Genomic DNA, 24,032 nt, shown 5'->3' with positions numbered 1-24,032 from the left:
AATCGTGGCTACTAATCAATCAACAGATCTTACGCTTTCCGATGCAGCGCTGAATAATGACAGCGGATCGGATGAGCAACAAGAGCAAAAATCAGGCTACTTCAGTGCGCTAAGCGGTGTTGATATGTTGCGCCAGGTTACTCTGGTTATTGCCCTTGCTATTTGTTTAGCAATCGCAATCTTTATTATCATTTGGGCGCGCCAACCAGATATGCGCCCACTTGGTAAATACCCAACAGAAGAACTCGTCGAAACGTTAGACTTTTTAGACCAACAGAAAATTGAATACCAATTAGATGGTAATACCATTTTAGTCGCTGAGTCGGACTATCAAGACATAAAACTACGCATGGCGCGTGACGGTTTTACCCAGTCTCCGAGTTCTGGCACTGATATTCTGATGCAAGATATGGGTTTTGGTGTTAGCCAACGTCTTGAAAGAGAGCGCTTAAAACATAGCCGTGAGCAACAACTTGCGAGAACAATTGAAGAGTTACAAGACGTAAATCGTGCAAAAGTGTTACTTGCAATTCCAAAAGAAAACGTCTTTGCACGTCGCGAGAAAAAACCCTCTGCAACCGTAGTTATTACCCTTAAACGTGGCAAAACGCTTGGCGGCGAAGAAGTTGATTCAATCGTAGACATTGTGGCATCAGCGGTACAAGGCCTAGAGCCTTCACGCGTGACTGTCACCGATCAAAACGGTCGTCTACTCAACTCTGGTTCTCAAGACTCTTTGGCTGCGCGCTCGAGAAAAGAGTATGAAATCGAACGTAAGCGTGAACAAGAATATCTAGAAAAAATTGATAGTATCCTGATCCCAACTGTAGGTCTTGGTAACTTTACCGCGCAGGTTGACTTAACGATGGACTTCAGCGCAGTTGAAGAAACGCAAAAACGTTATAACCCAGATTTACCTGCGGTTCGTAGCGAAACGACGTATGAAGAAAATAATATTGGTGGTTTAGCTGTGGGTATTCCGGGGGCGCTGACTAATCAACCTCCTATAAACTCAAATATCCCAGAGATTGCGGGTCAAGGCGGCAATGGTCAAAGTGCAACACCAAGCAGTAATCAAAAAGAAGCAACCCGTAACTATGAGTTAGATACCACTATTAGCCATAAACGTCAGCAAACTGGGGTTATTCGCCGGATCAGTGTGAGTGTGGCCGTTGACTACCTCGCAAAACCTGATGCTGAAGGTAACATGGCAATGGCGCCGCGTACGCAAGAAGAGTTAAATAACATCCGTCGTTTGCTACAAGGTGGTGTGGGCTTTGATATGCAGCGAGGTGATGCACTAGAGGTAGTGACTGTGCCATTCGTGCGTGAAGACCTCACTGAAATGCAAGAGATACCACTTTGGGAGCAAGATTGGTTCCAAAAGACAATCCGTCTTGCAGCAGGTACCTTAGTGATCATTGTGCTAATCTTAGCGGTAGTAAGACCTATGCTTAAGCGTCTAATTTACCCAGATGATACGCTTGAAGATTTTGATGAAGATGCGTTGACCAGTGGTGTAGATTTAGGTGACAGTACACTCGATATGCTAAATAACGAATTCGATGAGTCTGCGGTTGGCTTCTCTTCTGACGGTAGATTACAATTGCCAGACTTACATGGCGACGAGGACTTACTCAAAGCAGTACGTGCCTTAGTTGCTAACGAACCAGAACTCTCATCACAAGTTGTGAAAGCGTGGTTGACAGAAGATGACTGATCAAGAACAAAAACAATTGCCCGCAGCCTTTGACGTTGACAAGCTAGATGGCGTCGACAAGGCTGCCATCTTACTGCTTAGTTTGACTGAAGAAGATGCGGCTCAGATTTTGAAACACTTAGAGCCGAAGCAAGTGCAAAAGGTCGGTATGGCGATGGCCTCCATGGATGACTTATCTCAGGCTAAAATTGCAGCTGTGCACAATTTGTTTATCGAACAAATTCAAAGTTTTAGTACAATTGGTTTCCAATCGGAAGATTTTATTAAGAAGGCGCTAACCGCAGCACTTGGTGAAGACAAAGCGGCAAGCCTTATTGACCAAATCGTTATGGGCTCTGGTGCAAAAGGGTTGGATTCGTTGAAGTGGATGGACTCGAAGCAAGTTGCCAATATTATCCGCAACGAGCACCCGCAGATCCAAACGATTGTATTGTCTTATCTCGAGCCTGAGCAATCCGCCGAAATCTTGTCTCAGTTTCCTGAGAAAGTACGCTTAGATTTAACAATGCGTATTGCAAACTTAGAAGAAGTACAACCTGCGGCACTGCAAGAACTCAACGAGATCATGGAGAAACAGTTCGCAGGTCAAGCTGGTGCACAAGCGGCGAAGATGGGTGGCTTAAAAGCCGCTGCAGATATCATGAACTACTTGGATACCAATATTGAAGGCCAGTTGATGGATTCAATCCGAGAACATGACGAAGAAATGTCGCAACAAATTCAAGACCTCATGTTCGTGTTTGAAAACTTGATGGATGTCGAAGACCGAGGGATCCAAGCCATACTGCGTGAAGTGCAGCAAGACGTACTGATGAAAGCAATTAAAGGCGCGGACGAATCTTTAAAAGAAAAGATTATGAAGAATATGTCTAAACGTGCTGCTGAGATGATGCAAGATGACCTTGAGGCTATGCCTCCAGTGCGGATCAGTGAAGTCGAAGCTGCACAAAAAGAGATTCTGGCAACGGCTAGACGTTTGGCTGACTCAGGTGAAATTATGCTTGGTGGCGGCGGTGGTGAGGAGTTCCTATAAACCATGGTCGATAAAAAGTTGTATAAAGGCCGCCCAGTCAGCACCGAAGCACTGGATGAGTTATTAGAAAACTGGCCCATTCCAGATGTTACGGATAAGCCCGAAAAATACCGAGGTCGTTCTACGGCCTTCGGTACGCCGTTGGAAGAGTTGTATACTAAGAGAGAGGTGAGCGCAGAACCTGAGCCGCAAGAGCCTGAATTCCCTACTTTGACCATTGAAGAATTAGAGCAGATCCGTCAGGATGCCTACGACGAAGGAATAAAGCAAGGCCACGAACAAGGCTATATTGAAGGCTTTGACAAAGGAGTTTCTGAAGGTAAAGAAGCCGGTTATAAAGAAGGCGTAGAAATAGGTAAAGAAAAGGGACTTGAGGAAGCACAACCTCTCATTGAAGAAAGGATGAAAGCGCTATCCACTATTTTAGATGGCATGCAAACGCCACTGAAAAAGGTTGATGATGAGTGTGAAAAGCAGCTGGTTGTACTCGTCAATTTATTGGCAGAGCAGGTTATTTTTAAAGAGCTCAAGACCACGCCTGAGCTCATTTTAAACGCGTTGAAAAAAGCGATGGACGCGCTGCCTGTCAAAGATCAATCAGTACGCATCCATTTGCACCCCGAAGATTTAGCTTTAGTGCAAGCCATGTACGGCGAGGAACATATACAATCACAGCATTGGCAGTTACTTCCAGAGCCGACGTTGGACAGAGGTGGCTGCGAGGTGAAAACACCACAGTCATCCATTGATATGACGCTTAAAAACCGTATTAGCGAAGTGTTGGAATCATTTTTGCAAGATAGCGGTATAAACCAATAATACTGCACTGTTATCAAGATAAGCGAAGCAATCAAATCAAGATAACGATGCCTTCCTAAGGTAATTGCGAACATGTCGACATCTGCTGCTATGAGCGAGCGCATCAGTAAGTATCAGAAATTTATCAAACCATATGGGGTTGCGGTTGCTGGCAGCCTCACCCGTGTGGTTGGCCTCACCCTTGAAGCTAGGGGGCTAAGTGCTCCCGTCGGCAGTCAATGTAAAATCGAGACGCTGGGCGGCTTTATTGATGCAGAAGTCATCGGTTTCAATCAAGAAACGCTTTATCTTATGCCAAACGACCATATTACAGGCGTCCTTCCTGGAGCGCGAGTGATCCCAAAAGTTAAGGATGCTGGATTACCTGTCGGTATGGGTCTACTTGGCCGTGTAGTTGATGGACTTGGTAGACCACTAGATGGTCTTGGTGCCATTGATGCTGAGAAACACCTGAAATTTGCCGCAGCGCAAATCAACCCACTTGCAAGACGCCCAATCGACTCACCAATGGATGTAGGCGTGCGTGCGATAAATTCGATCGTGACAGTGGGTCAAGGCCAACGTATGGGGCTGTTTGCAGGGAGTGGTGTGGGTAAATCGGTATTGCTTGGCATGATGACACGAGGCAGTGAAGCGGATGTTATTGTCGTTGGCTTGGTTGGTGAACGTGGTCGTGAGGTGAAAGAATTTATCGATGAGATTTTGGGCGTCGAGGGTAGACGCCGCTCCGTAGTGGTTGCCGCTCCCGCCGATGCCTCACCGCTGATGCGCTTAAAAGGCTGTGAGAGTGCTGTGACTATTGCGGAGTATTTTCGCGATCAAGGGTTAAATGTACTGTTGTTACTGGATTCGGTGACGCGCTATGCCATGGCACAACGTGAGATAGCGCTTGCTGTAGGCGAGCCGCCAGCCACAAAAGGGTATCCGCCTTCCGTGTTTGCAAAGCTCCCAGCGTTGGTTGAGCGCGCAGGTAATGGTGGTGAGGGACAAGGCTCAATTACCGCATTTTTTACGGTATTGAGTGAAGGTGATGATATGCAAGACCCTATCGCCGATGCTGCCCGAGCTATTTTGGATGGTCATATTGTGTTATCACGAGAGCTTGCTGATAGTGGTCATTATCCAGCAATAGATATTGAAAAGTCCATTAGTCGAGTCATGCCGCAAGTGGTGTCAGAGGCACACATGCAGCAAGCCAGAGTGCTCAAGCAAGTCTATTCAATGTACCAGCAAAATAAAGACATGATCACCTTAGGTGCTTATCAACGCGGAAGTGACCAGATGCTAGATCAGGCGATAAACATGATGCCTGCTGTGAATAACTTCCTTCAGCAAGGCATGAAAGACGTGATCAATTATGACGAGTGTTTACAAGGCCTCGCTAAGCTACTAGGACAAGCATAATGGCAAATAACAAACTGACTTTATTGCTTAAGCTAGAAAAAGACAAAGAAGATAACCTTCGAGCGAATTTTGTTCAAGCGCAGCAGCACTTAGCAACAAACCAACAACGGTTATCGGGACTAAACGATTTCCGTCTGGAATACAGCATGCAGCTTCATAGTAAAGCACAAGTTGGTCTGTCTAGTGGCGGTTTCAATCAATACCATAACTTTATTAATAAGATTGAGCAGGCTATTGATCAGCAAGCAAAAACGGTCAACACAGCCAAGCAGGTGGTTGAACAACGCCGCAAGCTATGGCTAGCACAGCAGGCTAAAACGAAGGCAATTGAAAAGCTTATCGAGAAGCAAGCCCTCGCGAAGCAAACTCGTCTTGCCAAAGCAGAGCAAAAGATGCTTGATGAGTTTGCAACGAATCAGTTTGTGCGAAGAGCGCGTGCTTGGTAAATTGGCTCGAAATATGCTTCCTAATAATTAGCGTTTTATTATTTAGGTAGTTCACTCGTAAAAGTCACGAATATTCATAGTGTTGGTTTTTAATGGTGTATTACAACGGCAGGACATTGCCACTTTATGAGGTAGCTTTAAGATGAATCTAATGCTTGCATCCATGCTGCAACGAGGCAGTAACGAGGTTGATATTAAAGAAAAATCCCAAGAGACAGATGCTGAGGGTTCTGAGGACAGCTCTGGGTTTAGTGCTTTAATGGCTGAGTTAGCCGAGCAAGAGAGTGCAAACAAGCAGGTAAAAGAGTCTGCAGATCCTGTAACCTCAGAGCTGGATGCGCCAATAGATAGCGAAGTCGCATCAGATGATGCTCCGCAGTCAGATAGTAAAGCACAAGTCTCTTCCTCTAAGCTGCAAGGGGAAGTACCAACTTCTACTGTTAGCTACACTGACAAAGGCCTGGTAGTTGCGGACAAACCGCTTCCTGATCCCCCGGATAATGACTTATATGCTCAGATCAACGCTGCAAAACAGCAGAGCACTTCATTGAGCCAAACCCCAACAGCAATTGCGCAATCAGTCAAAGAAGCGTTGGGCAATGCTTCTGCGGCTGATGAAGAGGTTGTAGCTAGCGATAGTGCACTATCTCAGGAGCAGCTACAAGACGAAGCCAGTCCACTAACTCGAGGGGGGAAAGGCCAAACTGAAAACGCCGGCACTAAGCCAACCTCGTTATTACAGCAGGCAACTTCTTTGGACAGCCAAGACCCAGAAGGTGAGGTTGCTAAACCTTCGTTATTGAATGACAGTTCAGAAGCTAAAGAACAAACATTACAGCCTAAGTTGCAAAAGGATACTAGCACTCAAGCCTTGGTTACCAATACAAACATAGAAAAACGGGATCCAAGCGCTAATAAGCCAGTCGAGTCTCAAGTTGAAAGTGAGTCTGAAACCGCGCAACAGAAAGGACTCTTAGCCGCTAAGAAATCAGAGCTTGCTCAATCTGTTTCCTCATCTGAAGCTAAGCAATCAGAAACAAAGCAAATCATTTCTGAGGCGAGTACACAAACCGCGAAAGACAAAAACGCAGTAAGTACAAAAAGCACTACAGATGTGCAAACCATGGTAGAAAAGTTGACCGTACAGCAACAACAAGAATTAAAAGCCGTGATGGCTGGCAAGCTGGATATTTATGATGCGTCGCCAAGTGTACAAAAAGCCGTAGCTCAATTAATTGGTAAAGGTGTTGATATCGCAAATGTACAGCAATTTAAAGCATTTGTGCCATCCTCTGTCGTAACACAAACTTCAACAAACACCCCGCAAGAAGCTGCTACGGATGTTAAAGATACTACCCAAGCGTCTTTTAATGTAAATAGCGCGCAAGAAAAGTCTAACAATAGTGAGCAGCAGGCCGTGGTAGTTAAAGAGGGTGAACGTGCTGAAAAAAATATAGCTGTGAATAAATTGACTAGCGATGAAAAGTTAGCAGTAGAGAAGCAAAGTTCAGAAAAACAGAACTTAGAAAAGCAAATAAGTGAAAAGGTAGTTGATAAAGAAAATAGTAAGCTGATGCAAGCGGAAGCAAGCATCGCGAAAGAGGCGGTTAAAAATGAGCGTCAATCGGCGAATACTGCAGCAGCGATACCAAATCAAGTTAAGCCTGAAGCAAGTCCTGTAAGTGTATCGCAAGACACTAGCTCACTAAACCAAACACTGAAAGAAGTTCAGCAAATTCAACAGTCTCAGCCAACAAACCAAAGCACAACACAGACAAAGCAAGCGACAGATGCTAATCTTCAACAGGCGATTAACATAGCACGTCAAGATGCCGCTAAAGAGCTGCATCAACGGGTAGGGTTGATGCTTAACCTTAACAATAAGGAAGCTGAGATTCGCTTAGACCCGCCAGAGCTTGGGGCGATGCAAATTCGAATAAAAAGCGATGCAGAGCAGGCTCAAGTGAATATTGTGGTGCAAAATCAGCAAGCTAAAGAATTACTAGAGCAATCACTGCCAAGACTAAGAGAAATGTTAGCTGAGCAGGGTATTGAACTGGGTGACAGCCAAATATCACATCAGCAAGGTGGAAATACTGAATCAGAGTCGCAAACTGCTGGTGGCAATACGAGTGGACAGCAAACTCTAGGTGATGAATCGGGGGTTTCTGACAATCCACAACCATCACAAAAGAGAAATACTGATTCTGCAATAGATTACTATGCCTAACACCTGCTATTATTGTAATTAATAAAGATCATAAGGGCTTGCTATGGCTGAAGAAACCGACTTAGAAATAGAAGAAACGGGTGGTTCCAAGAAAAAGCTGATTATCATTATTGTCGCTGCGGTATTGGTACTCGGCGGTGTCGCAGGGTTTTTCTTATTTTCAGGCTCAGATGCGCCAGAAGAATCCTTAGCAGAAGAAACGACAGCAAGCGAAGTTAAAGCGGAGCAAGGTAGCGCTGCGCAAATGGGGAGTGCACTGTACGTTGCCATGCCCCGTCCCTTTGTTTTCAATGTACCTGGTGCAAGTCGCGATAGAATTGTGCAAATTAAAGTTCAGCTGCTGGTTCGCGGTGATGTTAATGAAGAAGTAGCAAAGAAGCATATTCCCTTGATTGAAGGTACTTTACTTAGCGTGTTTTCAACGACTACCGCTGATGAGTTAAGCACAAGTGCAGGTAAAGAAACTTTGCGCTTAACGGCGCTAGATAAAGTCCAAGCTGCGATGGAAGGGGTTGAAGGTAGCAAAGTAATCGAGCGTGTGTTGTTTACTGGCTTTGTAATGCAATAAGGTAGTATTTGTGAGCGATTTATTATCCCAAGACGAAATTGATGCGCTACTCCATGGTGTAGATGAAGTCGAAGAAGACGAAATCGGTGATAGTGGTGACGGCGAAGGCGCTGGTGCCTTACAGTATGACTTTTCGTCTCAAGATAGGATTGTGCGTGGGCGGATGCCGACGCTTGAAATCGTTAATGAACGATTTGCCCGCCATATGCGGATAAGCCTTTTCAACATGATGCGCCGCACCGCTGAAGTGTCTATCAATGGTGTGCAAATGCTTAAGTTTGGCGAGTATATTCATACTCTGTTCGTTCCTACCAGCTTGAATATGGTGCGCTTTAGGCCACTAAAAGGTACTGGCCTGATAACCATGGAAGCCCGGTTGGTTTTTATCCTTGTAGACAACTTTTTTGGTGGAGATGGTCGTTATCATGCCAAGATCGAGGGGCGTGAGTTTACACCTACAGAACGTCGTATCGTTCAGATGCTACTTAAGATCATCTTTGAAGATTACAAAGAAGCCTGGGCACCGGTTATGGATGTGTCGTTTGAATATCTTGACTCCGAGGTTAACCCCGCGATGGCGAATATTGTATCGCCAACTGAAGTGGTGGTGATTAGCTCTTTTCATATTGAATTAGATGGTGGAGGGGGCGATTTCCATATTTCATTGCCTTACTCTATGTTGGAACCTATTCGAGAGTTACTCGATGCCGGTGTTCAATCAGATACTGAAGATACCGATCTGCGTTGGAGTAAAGCGCTTCGTGATGAGATTATGGATGTTGAAGTTGAGATTTCCTCCCAGTTGCTGGAAGTGGACTTATCACTTGAGCAAATAATGAAACTTCAAGCTGGTGATGTTATTCCTGTGGAAATGCCAGAGCATGTCACCGTATTTGTAGAAGAGCTGCCAACCTTCAGAGCTAAAATGGGTCGTTCTCGTGACAATGTTGCTTTACAGATCAGTGAAAAAATTAAACGGCCAGAATCAGTGAAGTCTGAGCTTCATGTGTTTACCAAAGGTGGTAAAAAACTCGATTCAGATGCTGAGCTGGCAGAATTAGAAGAAGATCTGCATCTTTCCGAAGGTGTGGATTTAGATTGGTAGTCGTGAGGTTGTACAAGCAACGTCATGAGACTAATTATGGACAACAAATTAACTTAATCAGGTAGTAATCCAATGAGCGATGATCAAGATACTATGGACGAATGGGCGGCAGCACTAGCTGAAGCCGAAGGTGCCGAAGGTGGCAGTGAGCCAGAAGTTGCAGAGTTAGATGAACTCAAAGATTCAGCGCCTGCATTATCGTCAGATGAAAAACGTAAACTCGATACCATTTTAGACATTCCAGTTACCATTTCGATGGAAGTTGGCCGCTCTAAAATTAATATTCGTAACTTATTACAGCTAAATCAGGGCTCTGTTGTTGAGTTGGATCGAGTAGCTGGTGAACCGCTAGATGTACTTGTTAACGGTACGTTGATTGCACACGGTGAAGTAGTTGTAGTAAACGACAAGTTTGGTATTCGCTTAACGGACGTTATTAGTCAGGTTGAGCGTATTAAAAAGCTACGTTAATGCACTGGGGTTGGTGTGTAGCTTTGTTTAGTACTGCTTGTTACGCGAGTGCTGCCGTTGCAACGACGTCAGGAGTGGTACCTAAGTCTTCTGTAGGGGCAGGTACTGCGGGGTTAAGCTCGGAACTACTCTCCATGGGATTGTCCTTGGTGTTGGTGATCTTACTTATTTTGGGGTTAGCATTTGTGCTGAAGCGTTTAAATCCCAACATTGTAAACCAAAAGGACTTTAAGGTGATCCGCAGTATATCGCTCGGTACGAAAGAGCGTTTGCTGGTTGTAGAGTTGGATGATAAACAGCACTTGCTCGGGGTAACACCAAATAATATCAATTATTTATATCAGCTAGAAACACCACTGGATGATGTTAGCCGAACGCCATTTGCAAACGAGCTACAAAAGTTTTTAACGGGAAAAGGGCAAGTAGCCAATAACCAAAATAAGAAAAGCCATGACTAGATTGCTGATACTCTGTTTATTACTGTTTTCTGGGGTAGCTTCTGCAGAAGGGATAGAAGCAATAAACGTTACAACAAACCCTGATGGCTCTCAAGAGTACTCAGTGACACTTCAAGTGCTCGCCATTATGACGGCGCTGAGTTTTATTCCAGCCGCTGTTATCATGATGACTTCGTTTACTCGAATAATTGTTGTACTTGCGATTTTGAGACAAGCGATTGGTCTACAGCAATCGCCATCGAATCAAATTTTACTCGGTTTATCGTTGTTTTTGACGCTATTTATAATGGCACCTATATTTTCGCAGATAAATGATGAAGCGGTGCAGCCATATATAAAAGAAGAAATCACATCAATCCAAGCACTTGAACGTGCCAAAGAACCCATGAAAGCTTTCATGTTGTCACAAACCCGAATTAAAGACCTGGAAACCTTTGCTAAAATAGCGGGCTATGACAAGCTTGATAGCCCTGAGGATACGCCGTTTATCGTTATTATTCCGGCCTTCGTTACATCTGAGCTGCAAACGGCTTTTATTATCGGCTTTATGTTCTTTATTCCATTTTTGATAGTCGACTTAGTTGTAGCCAGTGTCTTGATGGCCATGGGTATGATGATGTTATCGCCAATGATAGTTTCCTTGCCGTTTAAGATTATGCTTTTTGTGCTCGTCGACGGTTGGAGTTTGGTCATGGGGACACTGGCCAGAAGCTTCGGATTGGGGGTGTAATGTGGAACCAGAAGTCTTTGTCGATATCTTAAGTGATGCATTGTTTTTAGTCATCAAGCTGGTGGCGGCGATTGTAGTACCTGGGCTTCTAGTTGGTTTAGTTGTTGCTGTGTTTCAAGCTGCAACATCAATTAACGAGCAAACATTAAGCTTTTTACCGCGTTTAATTATCACGATTCTGGCCCTTATTTTTGGTGGCCATTGGTTAACTCAAGAACTGATGGACTATTTTAACCTCGTGGTTATGCGAATTCCTGAAATCGCAGGTTAGCCATGGAGTTCACCTTTGCGGTAATCATGCAGTGGCTAAGTGATTTTTTACTTCCACTGGTGCGGATAAGCTCAATGATAATGGTAATGGCGGGGCTTGGGGCACAAAGTGTGCCGGCTCGAATTAAGTTTGCGCTCGCTGTGGTCGTCACTTTTGCCGTGGTGCCCGTTTTGCCCAAATCAGAATTTACCGATTTGTTCTCCTTTTCGATGATTTTGGTTGTTATTCAAGAAATGATGACCGGAGTCGCAATTGGTTTTGGCTCTCTGTTGCTTTTAAATACTTTTATCATTGCGGGTCAAATCCTTGCTATGCAAACAGGTCTTGGTTTCGCATCTGTTGTTGACCCTGCCAATGGATTAAGTGTCCCAGCAGTTGGTCAGTTCTATTTAATATTAGCGACATTACTGTTTTTTGTTTATAACGGTCACCTGATGATGATACAAATGGTAGTGTATAGCTTCGAAAGCTTTCCCATTGCAGGTAATTGGTGGGTGGTAGATAATTTTTGGAGAATCGTTAATTGGGGGGGCTGGATGTTTTCTACGGCACTGGCTCTTGCATTAGCTCCATTAACGGCAATGTTGGTTATCAATATCTCGTTTGGGATCATGACCAGAGCTGCACCTCAGATGAATATTTTCTCTGTAGGGTTTGCTTTTACGCTGGTTGCAGGTCTTACCATTATTTGGGCGACACTGGGTAACTTCTTAGCACAATTTGAGTTTCAATGGCTCAAAATGACGGAGCTGATGTGCGATCTAATTGGTTGTACGGTTTAGGAGTTTGAAATGGCAGAAGATTCAGGTCAAGAACGCACCGAAGAACCCACCTCCAAGAAGATAAGTGATGCGAGGAGTAAAGGCCAGGTAGCCCGTTCAAAGGAGTTGGGGACTACGTTTGTCTTGTTGTTTTCTGCTATCGCTTTACTGATGTATGGTCCTGGTATAGGGAAGGCGCTTTACAACGTGATGGGGCGAATGTTGTCGCTTAATCGCAATGAAACCTACGATACAACCAAAATGTTTGCTGTGTGGGGGGATATTGGCGCTGAGCTGTTATTCCCAATGGCTATGTTCGTTTTTATTATCGCAATTGCTGGAATAGTGGGGAATACGTTACTCGGTGGCTTTAACTTTTCTTGGCAAGCGGCCGCACCTAAAGCAAGTAAAATGTCACCTATGAAGGGACTGAAGCGAATGTTGGGCCCACAAGCGGCCATTGAGTTATTGAAGTCAGTTCTTAAGTTTGTATTGGTAGCAGGTTTTGCAATCTTGCTTATCAATATGTATTTTAATGAAATATTGCACTTGAGTATTGAACAAATCCCATCGAGTATAGAGCATGCGTTAGAAATCATTGCGTGGATGTTCTTAGCACTTAGTTGCACCATGATCATTATTTCAGCGATTGATGCCCCTTATCAAAGCTACAATCACCATAAACAGCTTAAAATGACGCTACAAGAAGTCAAGGATGAATATAAAAACTCAGAAGGTGATCCGCAAATAAAAGCGCGGATCCGCCGCACGCAAAGAGAAATGTCGCAACGACGTATGATGCAAGATGTACCAGATGCAGATGTTGTTGTGACCAACCCCACTCACTATTCGGTTGCGCTTAAATACGATACTGAACGAGCGGGGGCGCCTATTGTTATTGCAAAAGGGGTTGATGAGCTTGCGATGCAAATTAGAAAAATAGCTAAAGGAAATGAAGTACCGATTGTGGAGTCACCTGTATTGACTCGTTCACTTTATCATACAACCGAAGTAGGTGATCAAATCCCTGAACAATTGTTTACCGCGGTTGCACAGGTACTTGCTTATGTATTTCAGCTGAATCGTTTCCAAAAGGGTAAAGGGAAAAGACCTGTTGCACTTACTCGAGATTTACCAATCCCAGACGATTTAAAGCACTAAAATTGCTCTTATAAAAATAAGCTATTAATTGGAACGCATATTGCATTTGTTGCTATGTGTCAATTTTTTGCTTGTGTTAAGTTATGGAATTTAAAGCGGTTTTACAACAACTCAATCGAGATAAAAAAGAATATGCTAAAGGTGTGGGTACTCCATTGTTGGTGCTTGCAGCACTTGGCATGGTTATTCTGCCGCTACCTCCTTTTTTGCTTGATATTCTATTTTCCTTCAACATTGCATTGGCACTTGTGGTGCTATTGGTGACTGTTTATACCTTGAAGCCACTCGAATTTGGTATGTTTCCGGCGGTACTACTGATCGCGACTATCATGCGATTGGCATTAAACGTAGCGAGTACTCGAGTCGTATTACTTGAAGGTCATAATGGTGGTGATGCGGCAGGTAAGGTGATCGAAGCCTTTGGTAGCGTTGTTATTGGTGGTAACTACGCCGTCGGTTTAGTTGTATTCCTTATCCTTATTATTATTAACTTTGTTGTAATTACCAAAGGTGCAGGTCGTATTTCTGAGGTGTCTGCGCGTTTCACCCTCGATGCTATGCCGGGTAAGCAAATGGCCATTGATGCGGATTTAAATGCCGGTTTTATCTCTGCAGATGACGCCCGGGCTCGCCGTGAAGAAGTGACTCGAGAAGCCGATTTTTACGGTTCAATGGACGGTGCAAGTAAATTCGTTAAAGGTGATGCTATCGCAGGTATTGTGATCCTTGCTATTAATATAATAGGTGGCCTTTTCGTTGGGATGATCCAGCATGATTTAAGCTTTGGTCACGCGATGGAAGTTTATACCATGCTGACGATTGGTGACGGTCTGGTCGCGCAAATTCCTTCTCTTTTACTCTCAATTGGTACTGCAATTGTCGTAACGCGTCAAAATGAATCGCACAACATGGGCGATCAGTTTAAAAACCAACTGGGTAATGAAAAATCGCTGGCTATTGCTTCAGGTATTTTGATCACCATGGGACTCGTTCCTGGCATGCCACATGTTGCCTTCTTAGGGTTAGGTGTATTACTTGGCTATATAGCCTATTACACAAGTCAGCAAAAGAAAAAGGCGGAAATCGAAAAGGCGGAACAAGCTGCCAAAGGACCTGCTGCGAAAGGAGGCCATCAACAAGATCAAAAAGAGCTTGGTTGGGATGATGTACAACCTGTTGATGTGATTGGTTTAGAGGTAGGTTATCGCCTAATCCCTCTAGTTGACCAAGCCCAAGGCGGGGAGCTTCTCAGTCGTATTAAAGGGGTGCGTAAAAAGCTATCTCAGGAACTGGGCTTTTTAGTACCGCCGGTACATATTCGCGATAACCTAGAATTAGATCCAAATGCATACAATATTACTTTAATGGGAGTTGGCTCAGGAACCGGTGAGTTGAAGCATGGCGATGAGCTCGCAATTAACCCAGGGCAGGTGTTTGGGCCGATTAAAGGCATAGAGACTAAAGACCCTGCATTTGGCTTAGATGCAGTATGGATTAAACCAGATCAAAAAGATGAAGCGCATTCACTTGGCTATACAGTAGTAGATGCTGCAACTGTGGTGGCAACACACATTAGTCAATTATTGACGAATAATGCGTCACTATTGCTTGGTCATGAAGAAGTTCAAAATCTATTAGACATGCTTGCGAAAAGTCACCCTAGATTAGTTGAAGGCTTAGTGCCTGATATTTTACCACTCACTACCGTAGTAAAAGTACTACAAAATCTGCTTAATGAAGGCGTTGCAATTCGAGATATGCGCTCGATTGTACAAACCTTAGTTGAGTACGGACCACGTAGCCAAGACCCTGATGTATTAACGGCTGCGGTAAGAATTTCATTACGCAGATTGATTGTTCAAGATGCCGTTGGAAGCGAAGAAGAGATTCCTGTCATAACATTGGCGCCTGAGTTGGAACAGATGTTGCATCAGTCACTTCAGAACGCAGGTGATGAGGGGGCAGGTATTGAACCTGGCTTGGCTGAGAGGCTTCAAGAATCATTAAGAGAAGCACATCACAACCAAGAAATGCTAGGGGAGCCGTCCATCTTATTAACCTCAGGTATGTTAAGAAGTGTACTGTCTCGATTTGTTAAACATACAATTCCAGGTCTTCGAGTGATGTCATATCAAGAAGTGCCGGAAGAAAGACAAATTAAGATAGTGAGCTCGGTTGGACAATAGAGGATAAAGGGGCTGTAACATGAAAATTAAACGTTTCTTCGCAAAAGATATGCGTACGGCTTTAAATGAAGTAAAAGAAGAGCTTGGTGCTGATGCTGTCATCATGTCTAACAAAAAGTTAGCAGATGGTGTTGAAATCGTCGCAGCAGTTGATAATGACCGTGCTGCTGCACCTGTTAAGCAAGCTCCAGCTGCCCGTGCGACTGCCTCAAACGAGGCTCCGACCCGCTTTGTCCGTCCAGAGCCTCGCCAAGCACAGCCAGCAAAACAAGCGCAAGTTGCCGATAGCTTAGCGGCATTGCTAGAGCGTCAAGCGCCGCGTCCTCGCTCACCAGAACTTGCTTCTATGTTCTCCCAGTCGGGGATTGATACAGAGCAAATGTTAAGCAGCCAACGTAAAACACAAACTGCTGCGCCGGCGCACCAAGCGAAGCCACAGCAAGCTCGTCGCCAATCTTTTGACTTTGATGATGATGGATTTGAGCAACCACAGCAGTGGATCGAGTCTGATGAATTAGACAACGGTTTTGGTGATGATTTACCTGAGTTAAATGCCAAGCCTGACGAAATGAGTGCGATGCGTGAAGAGATGAACGCTATTCGTCAATTACTTGAACATCAAGTATCTGGTCTAATGAAACAAGAAATGGCTCGTCGCGATCCAACCCGTGCGTGCCTTGTAGATCGTCTGGAAGGAATGGGCATAGACAAAGATGTCGCTGAGCAAATGGCATGTTTTATCCCTGATGATGTGTCTCGTAAAGAAGCTTGGGACGCGCTGTTGAATATGGTAATTAACCAAATGCACACCACCAACAATGATATTCTTCGTCAAGGTGGCGTATTTGCAATGGTTGGTCCAACTGGTGTTGGCAAAACCACAACGGTTGCAAAATTAGCGGCATTAGGCGCACAAAAATACGGTGCAGATAAAGTGGCGCTAATAACCACCGATACCTATAGAATCGGCGCTTACGAGCAACTAGCTACCTATGGTAGAATCATCGGTTGTCCGGTTAAACAAGTTAAAGATGCAAATGAACTTGCAGAAGTGCTTTATCATTTACGCAATAAGCGTCTAGTATTAATAGATACGGCGGGAATGAGTCAAAGAGATTTGCGCTTAACTGAACAGTTAAATACACTTATGCGTAGCGCGAGAGTAGATATTCGTAGCTATTTAGTGTTGAGTGCGACAGCACAGATGAATGTGTTACAAGAAACAGTAAGACACTTCAAAAAAGTAAATTTAAGTGGCTGTATTTTCACAAAACTTGATGAAAGTCTAAGTTTGGGTGAGATAATTAGCATAGCGATTCAAAATCGCTTGCCAATAGGGTATCTTACCAACGGTCAGCGAGTGCCAGAAGACATTCGCGTAGCAAATGCTCAAAAGCTAGTAAAAAAGGCTGAGCAATTGTATTTAAAAAGAATAAAAGCACAGCACTCTCGACGTGTACCTGTAGCGTCAGAGTCAGTAGGAATGTATGATTAACACAGTTTTAGATCAAGCAAGTGGCCTGCGTAGAATGAGTCAAAATAGCAACCAGGGTGTAAAAGTAATAGCCGTGACCGGTGGTAAAGGTGGGGTGGGTAAAACCAATGTCTCGCTCAATACTGCCATCGCTATGGGCCAACAAGGACAGCGAGTTCTCGTTTTAGATGCGGACTTGGGCTTGGCAAACTGTGATGTGATGTTAGGGCTCCGAGTAGAAAAGAACCTTTCACATGTGTTGTCGGGTGAATGTGAACTAGATGAGATTCTCGTAGAAGGTCCCGCTGGTATCAAAATTGTGCCAGCTACTTCGGGTTCTCAAAGCATGGTGGAGTTGACTCCCGCAGAGCATGCTGGACTTATTCGCGCATTTAGCGAGCTTAACACTCAATTTGATGTTTTAATTGTTGATACCGCAGCTGGTATCTCAGATATGGTTCTGAGCTTCTCTCGAGCTGCACAAGATGTGATGGTTGTTGTGTGTGATGAACCGACTTCTATTACGGATGCTTATGCGTTGATCAAAGTTTTAAGCAGAGAGCATGGCGTTTATCGTTTTAAAATAGTTGCCAATATGGTCCGCAGTATGCGTGAAGGGCAAGAATTATTTGCTAAACTTTCAAAAGTTACAGACCGTTTTCTTGATGTAGCATTGGAATTAGTGGCCACAGTACCATTTGACGAAAACATGCGTAAGTCCTCTCGTAGACAAAGAGCAATCGTGGATTTATTTCCGAGCTCTCCAGCAGCAGTTGCAATTAAAGGACTTGCTGCCAAGGCAGTTAAATGGCCAATTCCTCATCAACCTTCCGGTCATCTAGAATTTTTCATTGAACAACTTGTAAACGGGTGATTATGGCTTCTCCGGTCAACAGAGCTGCGGGATATCAAACTTCTGACCATATCCATAAAGTGGTCGAGAGACATGCTCCACTTGTCAAAAAAGTGGCATGTCACCTGATCGCTCGGCTTCCGGCAAGTGTGCAGCTCGACGATCTAATTCAATCAGGTATGATTGGATTGATTGAAGCATCTAAAAATTTCGATGCTACTAAAGGCGCTAGTTTCGAGACCTTTGCGGGGATACGCATCCGAGGTGCAATGCTAGATGAAATCCGTCGCGGAGATTGGGCCCCTCGGTCCGTACATAAAAACAGCAGAATGGTAGCCGAAGCGATATCTGAGCTCGAATCTCTCCTTGGCCGCGAACCAAAAGACACTGAAATCGCTGAAAAACTTGATATATCTTTAGATGAGTACCATCATATTTTACATGATGTAAATGCAAGTAAAGTCATCGGCATTGAGGATCTAGGGGTTGATGAAGATGTGATAACCCCAGCAAACAGCGATTTTGCGCTAGACAAACCGTTTAATAACGTTAAAAATGAACGTTTTAACGAGTCTTTAGTAAATGCTATCAAAGCACTACCCGAAAGGGATGCTCTGGTGTTGTCACTTTACTATAACGACGAAATGAATTTGAAAGAGATTGGTGCCATCCTTGATGTCAGTGAATCTCGAGTAAGCCAAATTCACGGTCAGGCAATGATAAAGCTCAAAGCTAAAATCAATGACTGGATAAATTAGAGTACATAAAATAGTTGGGTTCGAACCTCACTGGAGGAAGTTTTGGATAAGAACATGAAGATTCTCGTGGTTGATGATTTCTCTACTATGAGAAGAATAATCAAAAACCTATTAAGAGATTTAGGCTTTACCAATGTTCAAGAAGCTGATGATGGTAGTACAGCACTTCCGATGCTACAAAATCAGGAGTTTGACTTTGTAGTAACTGATTGGAACATGCCGGGCATGCAAGGTATTGATCTGCTTCGTGCAATACGCGCAGATGAAAAGCTTAAGCACATTCCAGTGTTGATGGTTACCGCAGAAGCGAAAAAAGAACAAATTGTTGCAGCAGCGCAAGCTGGGGTGAACGGATATATTGTTAAACCGTTTACTGCAGGTACGCTCAAGACTAAGCTTGAAAAAGTATTTGAGCGACTAGGCTAAACAGCAAGGGGATATGGCCTATGTCTGTAAATGCTGCGCCGCAAATTACACTTGAACAAGCCAAGCAACTTGTTGAGCTACTAGAGCAAGGTGAACAAGAAAAAGCTGACCAGCTGATTTTAGAAGCTGCTAACAAAGAGCAATCGGAGTTATTTGCAGAAGTTGGAAAGCTAACTCGCCAATTACACGAGTCCTTGAAGAACTTTGAGCTGGATACTCGACTCTCAGATCTCACGACAGAGGCTATACCTGACGCCAAGCAGCGTCTTAATTATGTTATGGAAATGACAGAAAGCGCTGCTAATAAAACGATGGACGCGGTCGAAGAAAGCTTACCTCTTGCGCAGAATCTTGCGGATGAGTTAGCACAAATAAAGCCTACTTGGGATCGGTTGATGAGCAGAGATATTCAACTCGGTGAGTTTAAATCTCTGTGTCATGATCTCGACAGCTTTATGCAGACTTCAAAGACACGTACAGACGAATTACAAGGCTTAATGACTAATGTGCTGATGGCGCAAGACTATCAGGATTTGACTGGGCAGGTCATCCGTCGAGTCATTGAGCTTGTGAGAGAAGTAGAAGATAGTCTCATTCACCTTCTAACTGTGTTTGGTACTTCGGATGAAGCGCCTGCAGTTGCAGAAAATGCGAATGAAAACGAAATAAAAACAACTGAGACTATCAGTGATGAATTGTCTGGACCTGAAGGTCCAATTATTGACGCTGAATCGCGAGATGACGTGGTTTCTGGTCAAGACGAAGTCGATGACTTGCTATCTAGTTTAGGCTTCTAGTTGGAGAGTGTGTATGAGCTTTGAAGTCGATGAAGATATCTTGCAGGACTTTCTTGTTGAAGCAGGCGAAATATTAGAACTGTTATCTGAACAGCTTGTTGAACTAGAAAATAATCCCGAAGATAAAGAACTTCTCAATGCGATTTTCCGTGGCTTCCATACTGTTAAAGGTGGAGCAGGCTTCCTCGGTATGACCGAACTGGTTGATGCCTGTCACGGTGCAGAGAACGTGTTTGATGTACTAAGACAAGGGCAGCGAAAAGTAACGTCAGAATTAATGGATGTTATTTTGCAATCTTTGGATACGATCAACGAAATGTTCGCTTGTATTCAAAACCGAGAGGAACCCGAAGCTGCCGATCCTGTGTTGCTTGAAACCCTCCATAAACTCAGCCAACCTGCATCTGAAGACGAAGTCAGTGAAGTGATTGAGGAACCTGTTTCAGAGCCAGAATCTGTTGTACCAGATTTAAGTGCGGATGATATTCTATTCGATGCGGACGCAGATTCAGGCGATGATAGCGGCTCTAGCATTGATGAGATAACAGAAGAAGAATTTGAAAATCTATTAGATGAGTTACACGGCTCTGGTAATGCGCCTGCTGTCGCACCGGCGGCTAAACCTGAAACGGTGTCAACTGCAGATGACGGCGATATCACCGATGACGAGTTCGATAATCTCTTAGATGAACTCCATGGGGTTGGGAAATTTGGTGGAGCACCAAATGCAGAAGATGCGGCTACTTCTCAAGCCAGTGAGCCTGCGGCTAAAGCAACGTCATCAGGCGCTGCGAGTGTGCCCTCTGGAGATGAAGAAATTACCGATGATGAGTTTGAGGCTTTGCTTGACGAACTTCATGGTAAAGGCAGTGCTCCTAAAGCGGTAGATGAATCGCCGACAGATATCTCAGAAGCTGAGCCAGCTCAACCTGAGCCTGCTAAAGCTGCGCCACCTCCGAAACCTGCTCCAAAGCCTGCGCCTAAAGTTGAAGCTAAACCTGCGACTCCAGCCCCGCAAAAAGAGCCAGAGCCTGCAAAAGCTTCTGCGCCAGCAGCTGCAAAGAAACCTGCTGCGCAAGCTGAGACTACAGTGCGAGTTGATACCAAACGTCTTGATGAAATCATGAATATGGTTGGCGAATTAGTATTGGTGCGTAACCGCTTGGTTAGTTTAGCGAATAACACCAACAGCGAAAGCATGGGTAAAGCTATTTCGAACCTTGATGTAGTGACCGCAGACTTGCAGGGCGCTGTGATGAAAACGCGGATGCAGCCGATCAAAAAGGTATTTGGTCGTTTCCCTCGAGTGGTGAGGGACCTTGCGCGTAGCTTGAAAAAAGAAATCAACCTGGTTTTACAAGGTGAAGAGACAGATTTAGATAAAAACCTTGTTGAGGCGCTCGCAGATCCATTGGTTCACTTAGTGAGAAACTCAGTGGATCACGGTATTGAAATGCCTGATGTGCGCGAAGCATCGGGTAAGCCAAGAATGGGGACTGTCACGTTGTCAGCATCTCAAGAGGGGGATCATATTCTTCTCACCATCCGAGATGATGGCGCCGGTATGGATCCTGAAAAACTCAAGAAAATTGCTATAAATAAAGGCGTTATTGACTCCGATCAAGCAAGCCGATTGTCTGATACTGAAGCCTATAACTTGATCTTTGCACCTGGATTTTCAACAAAAGAACAAATTTCAGATATTTCTGGTCGCGGTGTAGGGATGGACGTTGTTAAAACGAAAATCACTCAATTGAATGGCTCGGTAAACATCCAATCAGAATTGGGTGTTGGTACCGTATTAGAGATAAAAGTGCCGCTTACACTGGCTATTTTGCCTACCTTGATGGTGGTAGTCGGAGAACAAACGTTTGCGTTACCACTTGCCGGTGTGAACGAGATCTTCCATTTAGATTTGACTAAAACGAATGTAGTTGATGGTCAATTGACTATTATAGTGAGAGAAAAGGCGATCCCGTTATTTTATCTTGAGCATTGGTTGGTAAAAGGTGCTAATAGGGGCATGAGAAAGGCTGAAGGCCATGTTGTTATTGCTCAAATCGGTACCAAGCAAGTCGGTTTTGTGGTTGATTCTCTGATAGGCCAAGAGGAAGTCGTAATCAAACCATTAGATGCTTTGTTACAAGGTACACCAGGTATGGCCGGTGCGACCATCACATCTGATGGTGGTATTGCGCTAATCCTTGATGTCCCCAACTTATTAAAACACTACGCCTAATTTTATTAGGCGTAGTTCGAATTCTAGAGCAGCATGTGCTGCTCTGCTGTAGAGCAAATTAAAGAGCGTTGCCAATGGCAGTTAAAGTGTTAGTCGTAGACGACTCCAGTTTTTTTCGTCGTCGAGTCAGTGAAATTTTAGAAAAAGACAGTGAAATCAAAGTTATAGATTTTGCAGTTAATGGAAAGGAGGCGGTTGAAAAGGCCGCTTCATTGCGTCCAGATGTCATTACTATGGACGTAGAGATGCCTGTGCTTGATGGGATCAGTGCGGTGAAGCAGATCATGCAGGCTACTCCGACCCCAATCTTAATGTTTTCTTCGTTAACTCGTGAAGGCGCTAGTGCTACGTTAGATGCACTGGATGCGGGCGCTGTAGATTTTTTACCGAAAAAGTTTGAAGACATTGCCCGCAATAGCGAAGACGCAATTAAATCGTTACAAAACAAGGTAAAGGAAATTGGCCGCCGCCGAGTTAGCCGCTTTACGCGCCCTAGTATCGCGACTCCGCCAAAGCGCGTCGAGTCTAGAGCAACTCGCGCTGACACTGGAAGAGCAACGATCCCTCAACCGGATAGAAGTTTTCAGAGACCGGTATCTGGTGGCACATCCAGTGCTGCGGGTGCTAGAGCATCAGGTAAGAAATATGGACTGGTTGCAATTGGTACATCAACAGGTGGACCCGTTGCACTGCAGACAATATTGACGCAGTTGCCAGCAAACTTTCCTCATCCAATTTTACTTATCCAGCATATGCCTGCGGCATTTACACCTGCGTTTGCAGCAAGATTAAATAGTTTATGCCAGATTAAGGTTAAAGAAGCAGAACAAGGTGATAGATTAATGCCAGGCATGGCCTATCTAGCGCCTGGCGGCAAGCAAATGCTGGTTGAAAATCGCGGTGGTAGTAAGACACTAAAAGTGTTTGAAGATGATAGTCCAAGGATCACCTATAAACCCAGCGTTGATGTGACATTTGCAAGTGTTGCAAAAGCCTATGGTGGCGACACGTTAGCGATTGTATTAACGGGGATGGGCGCTGATGGTCGAGATGGCGCTCGTATGCTAAAACAGGTTGGTGCCACCATTTGGGCGCAAGATGAAGCGACTTGTGTCGTTTATGGGATGCCTCAAGCAGTCGCTGGCGCTGGACTTTCGTCTGATAGTATCGCGCTACAAGACTTTGCTGCAAGAATTAATAAAGAAGCTGGTAACTAATAGGCTAAGCCACGATTTGGTTATTTTGCTTGAAGCTTGTAAATATCAAACGTCTAAAAAGAATGAATAACATTGAGTTGGTATAGTATCTATTGAACGCAATCAATAGTGATAAGCAAAGGAATATAGAGTGAAAATTTGGACAGTAGCAAATCAAAAAGGTGGCGTGGGTAAAACCACGACAACGGTGAGCTTAGGAGGCATTCTTGCTGAACAAGGTCATCGGGTTTTGCTTATTGATACCGATCCACATGCTTCACTTACATATTACTTTGGTATTGATTCTGAAGAGTTGGAAGTCAGTGTGTATGATATTTTTGCACGCGGCAGCAGCATGACGAGTGAAGAAATTTTACAGTCTCTTTGCCCTTCGACTATTGAAAATTTGGATATTCTGCCTGCTACTATGGCCATTGCTACGCTTGATCGTAGCATGGGTAATAAAACGGGCATGGGACTTATCTTAAAGAAATCGCTCGAAAAGATAGCGGATCAATATGACTATGCTATTTTAGACTGTCCACCAGTGCTCGGGGTATTGATGGTAAATGCATTAGCAGCGAGTGAGCGAATTTTGGTACCGGTTCAAACTGAATTTTTGGCGTTGAAGGGACTAGATAGAATGATGCGCACGATGGAGCTAATGCAGTCTTCACAGCAGAAACAGTACCAATATACTATTATTCCAACTATGTATGATAAACGGACTAAAGCGTCGTTGGAGGCGTACAAAACGTTGCTGGAAACATATAAAGATGCCGTTTGGCCAGGTGTGGTTCCCGTAGATACCAAGTTTAGGGATGCAAGCCTTGCACAACAAGTCCCTGTACAATTTTGTCCTAAATCACGAGGCGTGTTCGCTTATCGTGCACTATTGGACTATTTGAAGCAGTTAAGCTAGAGAG

At 44.3% G+C, this 24,032-nt stretch carries 23 protein-coding genes; all 23 read left to right on the top strand.

All coding sequences use genetic code 11. The features are described 5' to 3' along the window. Position 1 precedes the first annotated feature (1 nt). The 23 genes from fliF (at position 2) to ABMY45_RS10145 (ending at position 24,028) form a co-directional block, all read left to right on the top strand. A complete protein-coding gene (fliF, locus tag ABMY45_RS10255) occupies positions 2–1,720 on the top strand; it encodes a flagellar basal-body MS-ring/collar protein FliF (RefSeq protein WP_130126591.1) in 1,719 nt (572 codons plus the stop codon). Further along, positions 1,713–2,753 (top strand): flagellar motor switch protein FliG, encoded by a 1,041-nt coding sequence (fliG, locus tag ABMY45_RS10250; protein WP_010369151.1) that lies wholly within the window; start codon positions 1,713–1,715, stop codon positions 2,751–2,753. Before fliF ends, fliG begins: the two co-directional genes overlap by 8 nt. Before the next feature lie 3 nt (positions 2,754–2,756). After that, positions 2,757–3,572 carry a flagellar assembly protein FliH gene (fliH, locus tag ABMY45_RS10245; protein WP_102056485.1) on the top strand — a complete coding sequence of 272 codons (816 nt, stop codon included), beginning with the start codon at positions 2,757–2,759 and terminating at the stop codon, positions 3,570–3,572. A 72-nt stretch (positions 3,573–3,644) separates the two neighbouring features. Beyond that, positions 3,645–4,976 (top strand): flagellar protein export ATPase FliI, encoded by a 1,332-nt coding sequence (gene fliI, locus ABMY45_RS10240; protein WP_102056486.1) that lies wholly within the window; start codon positions 3,645–3,647, stop codon positions 4,974–4,976. Then, positions 4,976–5,422 (top strand): flagellar export protein FliJ, encoded by a 447-nt coding sequence (gene fliJ, locus ABMY45_RS10235; RefSeq protein ID WP_017218039.1) that lies wholly within the window; start codon positions 4,976–4,978, stop codon positions 5,420–5,422. The genes fliI and fliJ overlap by 1 nt, the downstream gene beginning before the upstream one ends. Before the next feature lie 142 nt (positions 5,423–5,564). Further along, the gene (locus ABMY45_RS10230) at positions 5,565–7,652 is read left to right on the top strand and encodes a flagellar hook-length control protein FliK (RefSeq protein ID WP_349288840.1); all 2,088 of its coding nucleotides are present in this window, start codon (positions 5,565–5,567) and stop codon (positions 7,650–7,652) included. Between the two features lie 43 nt (positions 7,653–7,695). Then, a complete protein-coding gene (fliL, locus tag ABMY45_RS10225; protein ID WP_010606360.1) occupies positions 7,696–8,220 on the top strand; it encodes a flagellar basal body-associated protein FliL in 525 nt (174 codons plus the stop codon). Between the two features lie 10 nt (positions 8,221–8,230). Further along, on the top strand, positions 8,231–9,325 hold the full coding sequence (gene fliM, locus ABMY45_RS10220; RefSeq protein ID WP_010606361.1) for a flagellar motor switch protein FliM: 1,095 nt from the start codon (positions 8,231–8,233) through the stop codon (positions 9,323–9,325). Between the two features lie 72 nt (positions 9,326–9,397). After that, on the top strand, positions 9,398–9,796 hold the full coding sequence (gene fliN, locus ABMY45_RS10215) for a flagellar motor switch protein FliN (RefSeq protein ID WP_010369124.1): 399 nt from the start codon (positions 9,398–9,400) through the stop codon (positions 9,794–9,796). Beyond that, positions 9,796–10,254, top strand: coding sequence for a flagellar biosynthetic protein FliO (gene fliO, locus ABMY45_RS10210; protein ID WP_349288839.1), 459 nt, complete (start codon positions 9,796–9,798; stop codon positions 10,252–10,254). Before fliN ends, fliO begins: the two co-directional genes overlap by 1 nt. After that, positions 10,247–10,984, top strand: coding sequence for a flagellar type III secretion system pore protein FliP (fliP, locus tag ABMY45_RS10205; protein WP_010606364.1), 738 nt, complete (start codon positions 10,247–10,249; stop codon positions 10,982–10,984). Before fliO ends, fliP begins: the two co-directional genes overlap by 8 nt. Position 10,985: 1 nt before the next feature. Then, complete coding sequence (fliQ, locus tag ABMY45_RS10200) at positions 10,986–11,255, top strand: flagellar biosynthesis protein FliQ (protein ID WP_010369116.1); 270 nt, start codon at positions 10,986–10,988, stop codon at positions 11,253–11,255. Positions 11,256–11,257: 2 nt separating this feature from the next. Further along, positions 11,258–12,037, top strand: coding sequence for a flagellar biosynthetic protein FliR (gene fliR / locus ABMY45_RS10195; protein WP_010606365.1), 780 nt, complete (start codon positions 11,258–11,260; stop codon positions 12,035–12,037). Positions 12,038–12,046: 9 nt separating this feature from the next. Continuing rightward, positions 12,047–13,177: a flagellar biosynthesis protein FlhB gene (gene flhB / locus ABMY45_RS10190; protein ID WP_010606366.1), complete on the top strand. Its 1,131-nt coding sequence runs from the start codon at positions 12,047–12,049 to the stop codon at positions 13,175–13,177. An 83-nt stretch (positions 13,178–13,260) separates the two neighbouring features. Then, entirely contained in the window at positions 13,261–15,363 is a 2,103-nt protein-coding gene (gene flhA / locus ABMY45_RS10185; RefSeq protein ID WP_039492505.1) for a flagellar biosynthesis protein FlhA, read from the top strand. Positions 15,364–15,382: 19 nt separating this feature from the next. Then, complete coding sequence (flhF, locus tag ABMY45_RS10180; RefSeq protein ID WP_235368049.1) at positions 15,383–16,858, top strand: flagellar biosynthesis protein FlhF; 1,476 nt, start codon at positions 15,383–15,385, stop codon at positions 16,856–16,858. Next, the gene (locus tag ABMY45_RS10175) at positions 16,851–17,711 is read left to right on the top strand and encodes a MinD/ParA family protein (protein ID WP_010606369.1); all 861 of its coding nucleotides are present in this window, start codon (positions 16,851–16,853) and stop codon (positions 17,709–17,711) included. Before flhF ends, ABMY45_RS10175 begins: the two co-directional genes overlap by 8 nt. 2 nt (positions 17,712–17,713) lie before the next feature. After that, positions 17,714–18,448: an RNA polymerase sigma factor FliA gene (locus ABMY45_RS10170; protein WP_010369105.1), complete on the top strand. Its 735-nt coding sequence runs from the start codon at positions 17,714–17,716 to the stop codon at positions 18,446–18,448. 42 nt (positions 18,449–18,490) lie between these two features. Then, a complete protein-coding gene (gene cheY / locus ABMY45_RS10165; protein ID WP_010369104.1) occupies positions 18,491–18,874 on the top strand; it encodes a chemotaxis response regulator CheY in 384 nt (127 codons plus the stop codon). Positions 18,875–18,894: 20 nt separating this feature from the next. Then, entirely contained in the window at positions 18,895–19,671 is a 777-nt protein-coding gene (locus ABMY45_RS10160; protein ID WP_010606370.1) for a protein phosphatase CheZ, read from the top strand. 13 nt (positions 19,672–19,684) lie between these two features. Next, the gene (locus ABMY45_RS10155; RefSeq protein ID WP_010606371.1) at positions 19,685–21,910 is read left to right on the top strand and encodes a chemotaxis protein CheA; all 2,226 of its coding nucleotides are present in this window, start codon (positions 19,685–19,687) and stop codon (positions 21,908–21,910) included. Positions 21,911–21,984: 74 nt separating this feature from the next. Continuing rightward, the gene (locus tag ABMY45_RS10150; RefSeq protein ID WP_010606372.1) at positions 21,985–23,127 is read left to right on the top strand and encodes a chemotaxis response regulator protein-glutamate methylesterase; all 1,143 of its coding nucleotides are present in this window, start codon (positions 21,985–21,987) and stop codon (positions 23,125–23,127) included. A 130-nt stretch (positions 23,128–23,257) separates the two neighbouring features. Continuing rightward, positions 23,258–24,028 carry a ParA family protein gene (locus tag ABMY45_RS10145; protein WP_010606373.1) on the top strand — a complete coding sequence of 257 codons (771 nt, stop codon included), beginning with the start codon at positions 23,258–23,260 and terminating at the stop codon, positions 24,026–24,028. Positions 24,029–24,032 lie beyond the last annotated feature (4 nt).

It is taken from the genome of Pseudoalteromonas sp. XMcav11-Q (assembly GCF_040104525.1).
GTDB lineage: Bacteria > Pseudomonadota > Gammaproteobacteria > Enterobacterales > Alteromonadaceae > Pseudoalteromonas.
This window is presented reverse-complemented; position numbering and strand designations above follow the sequence as displayed.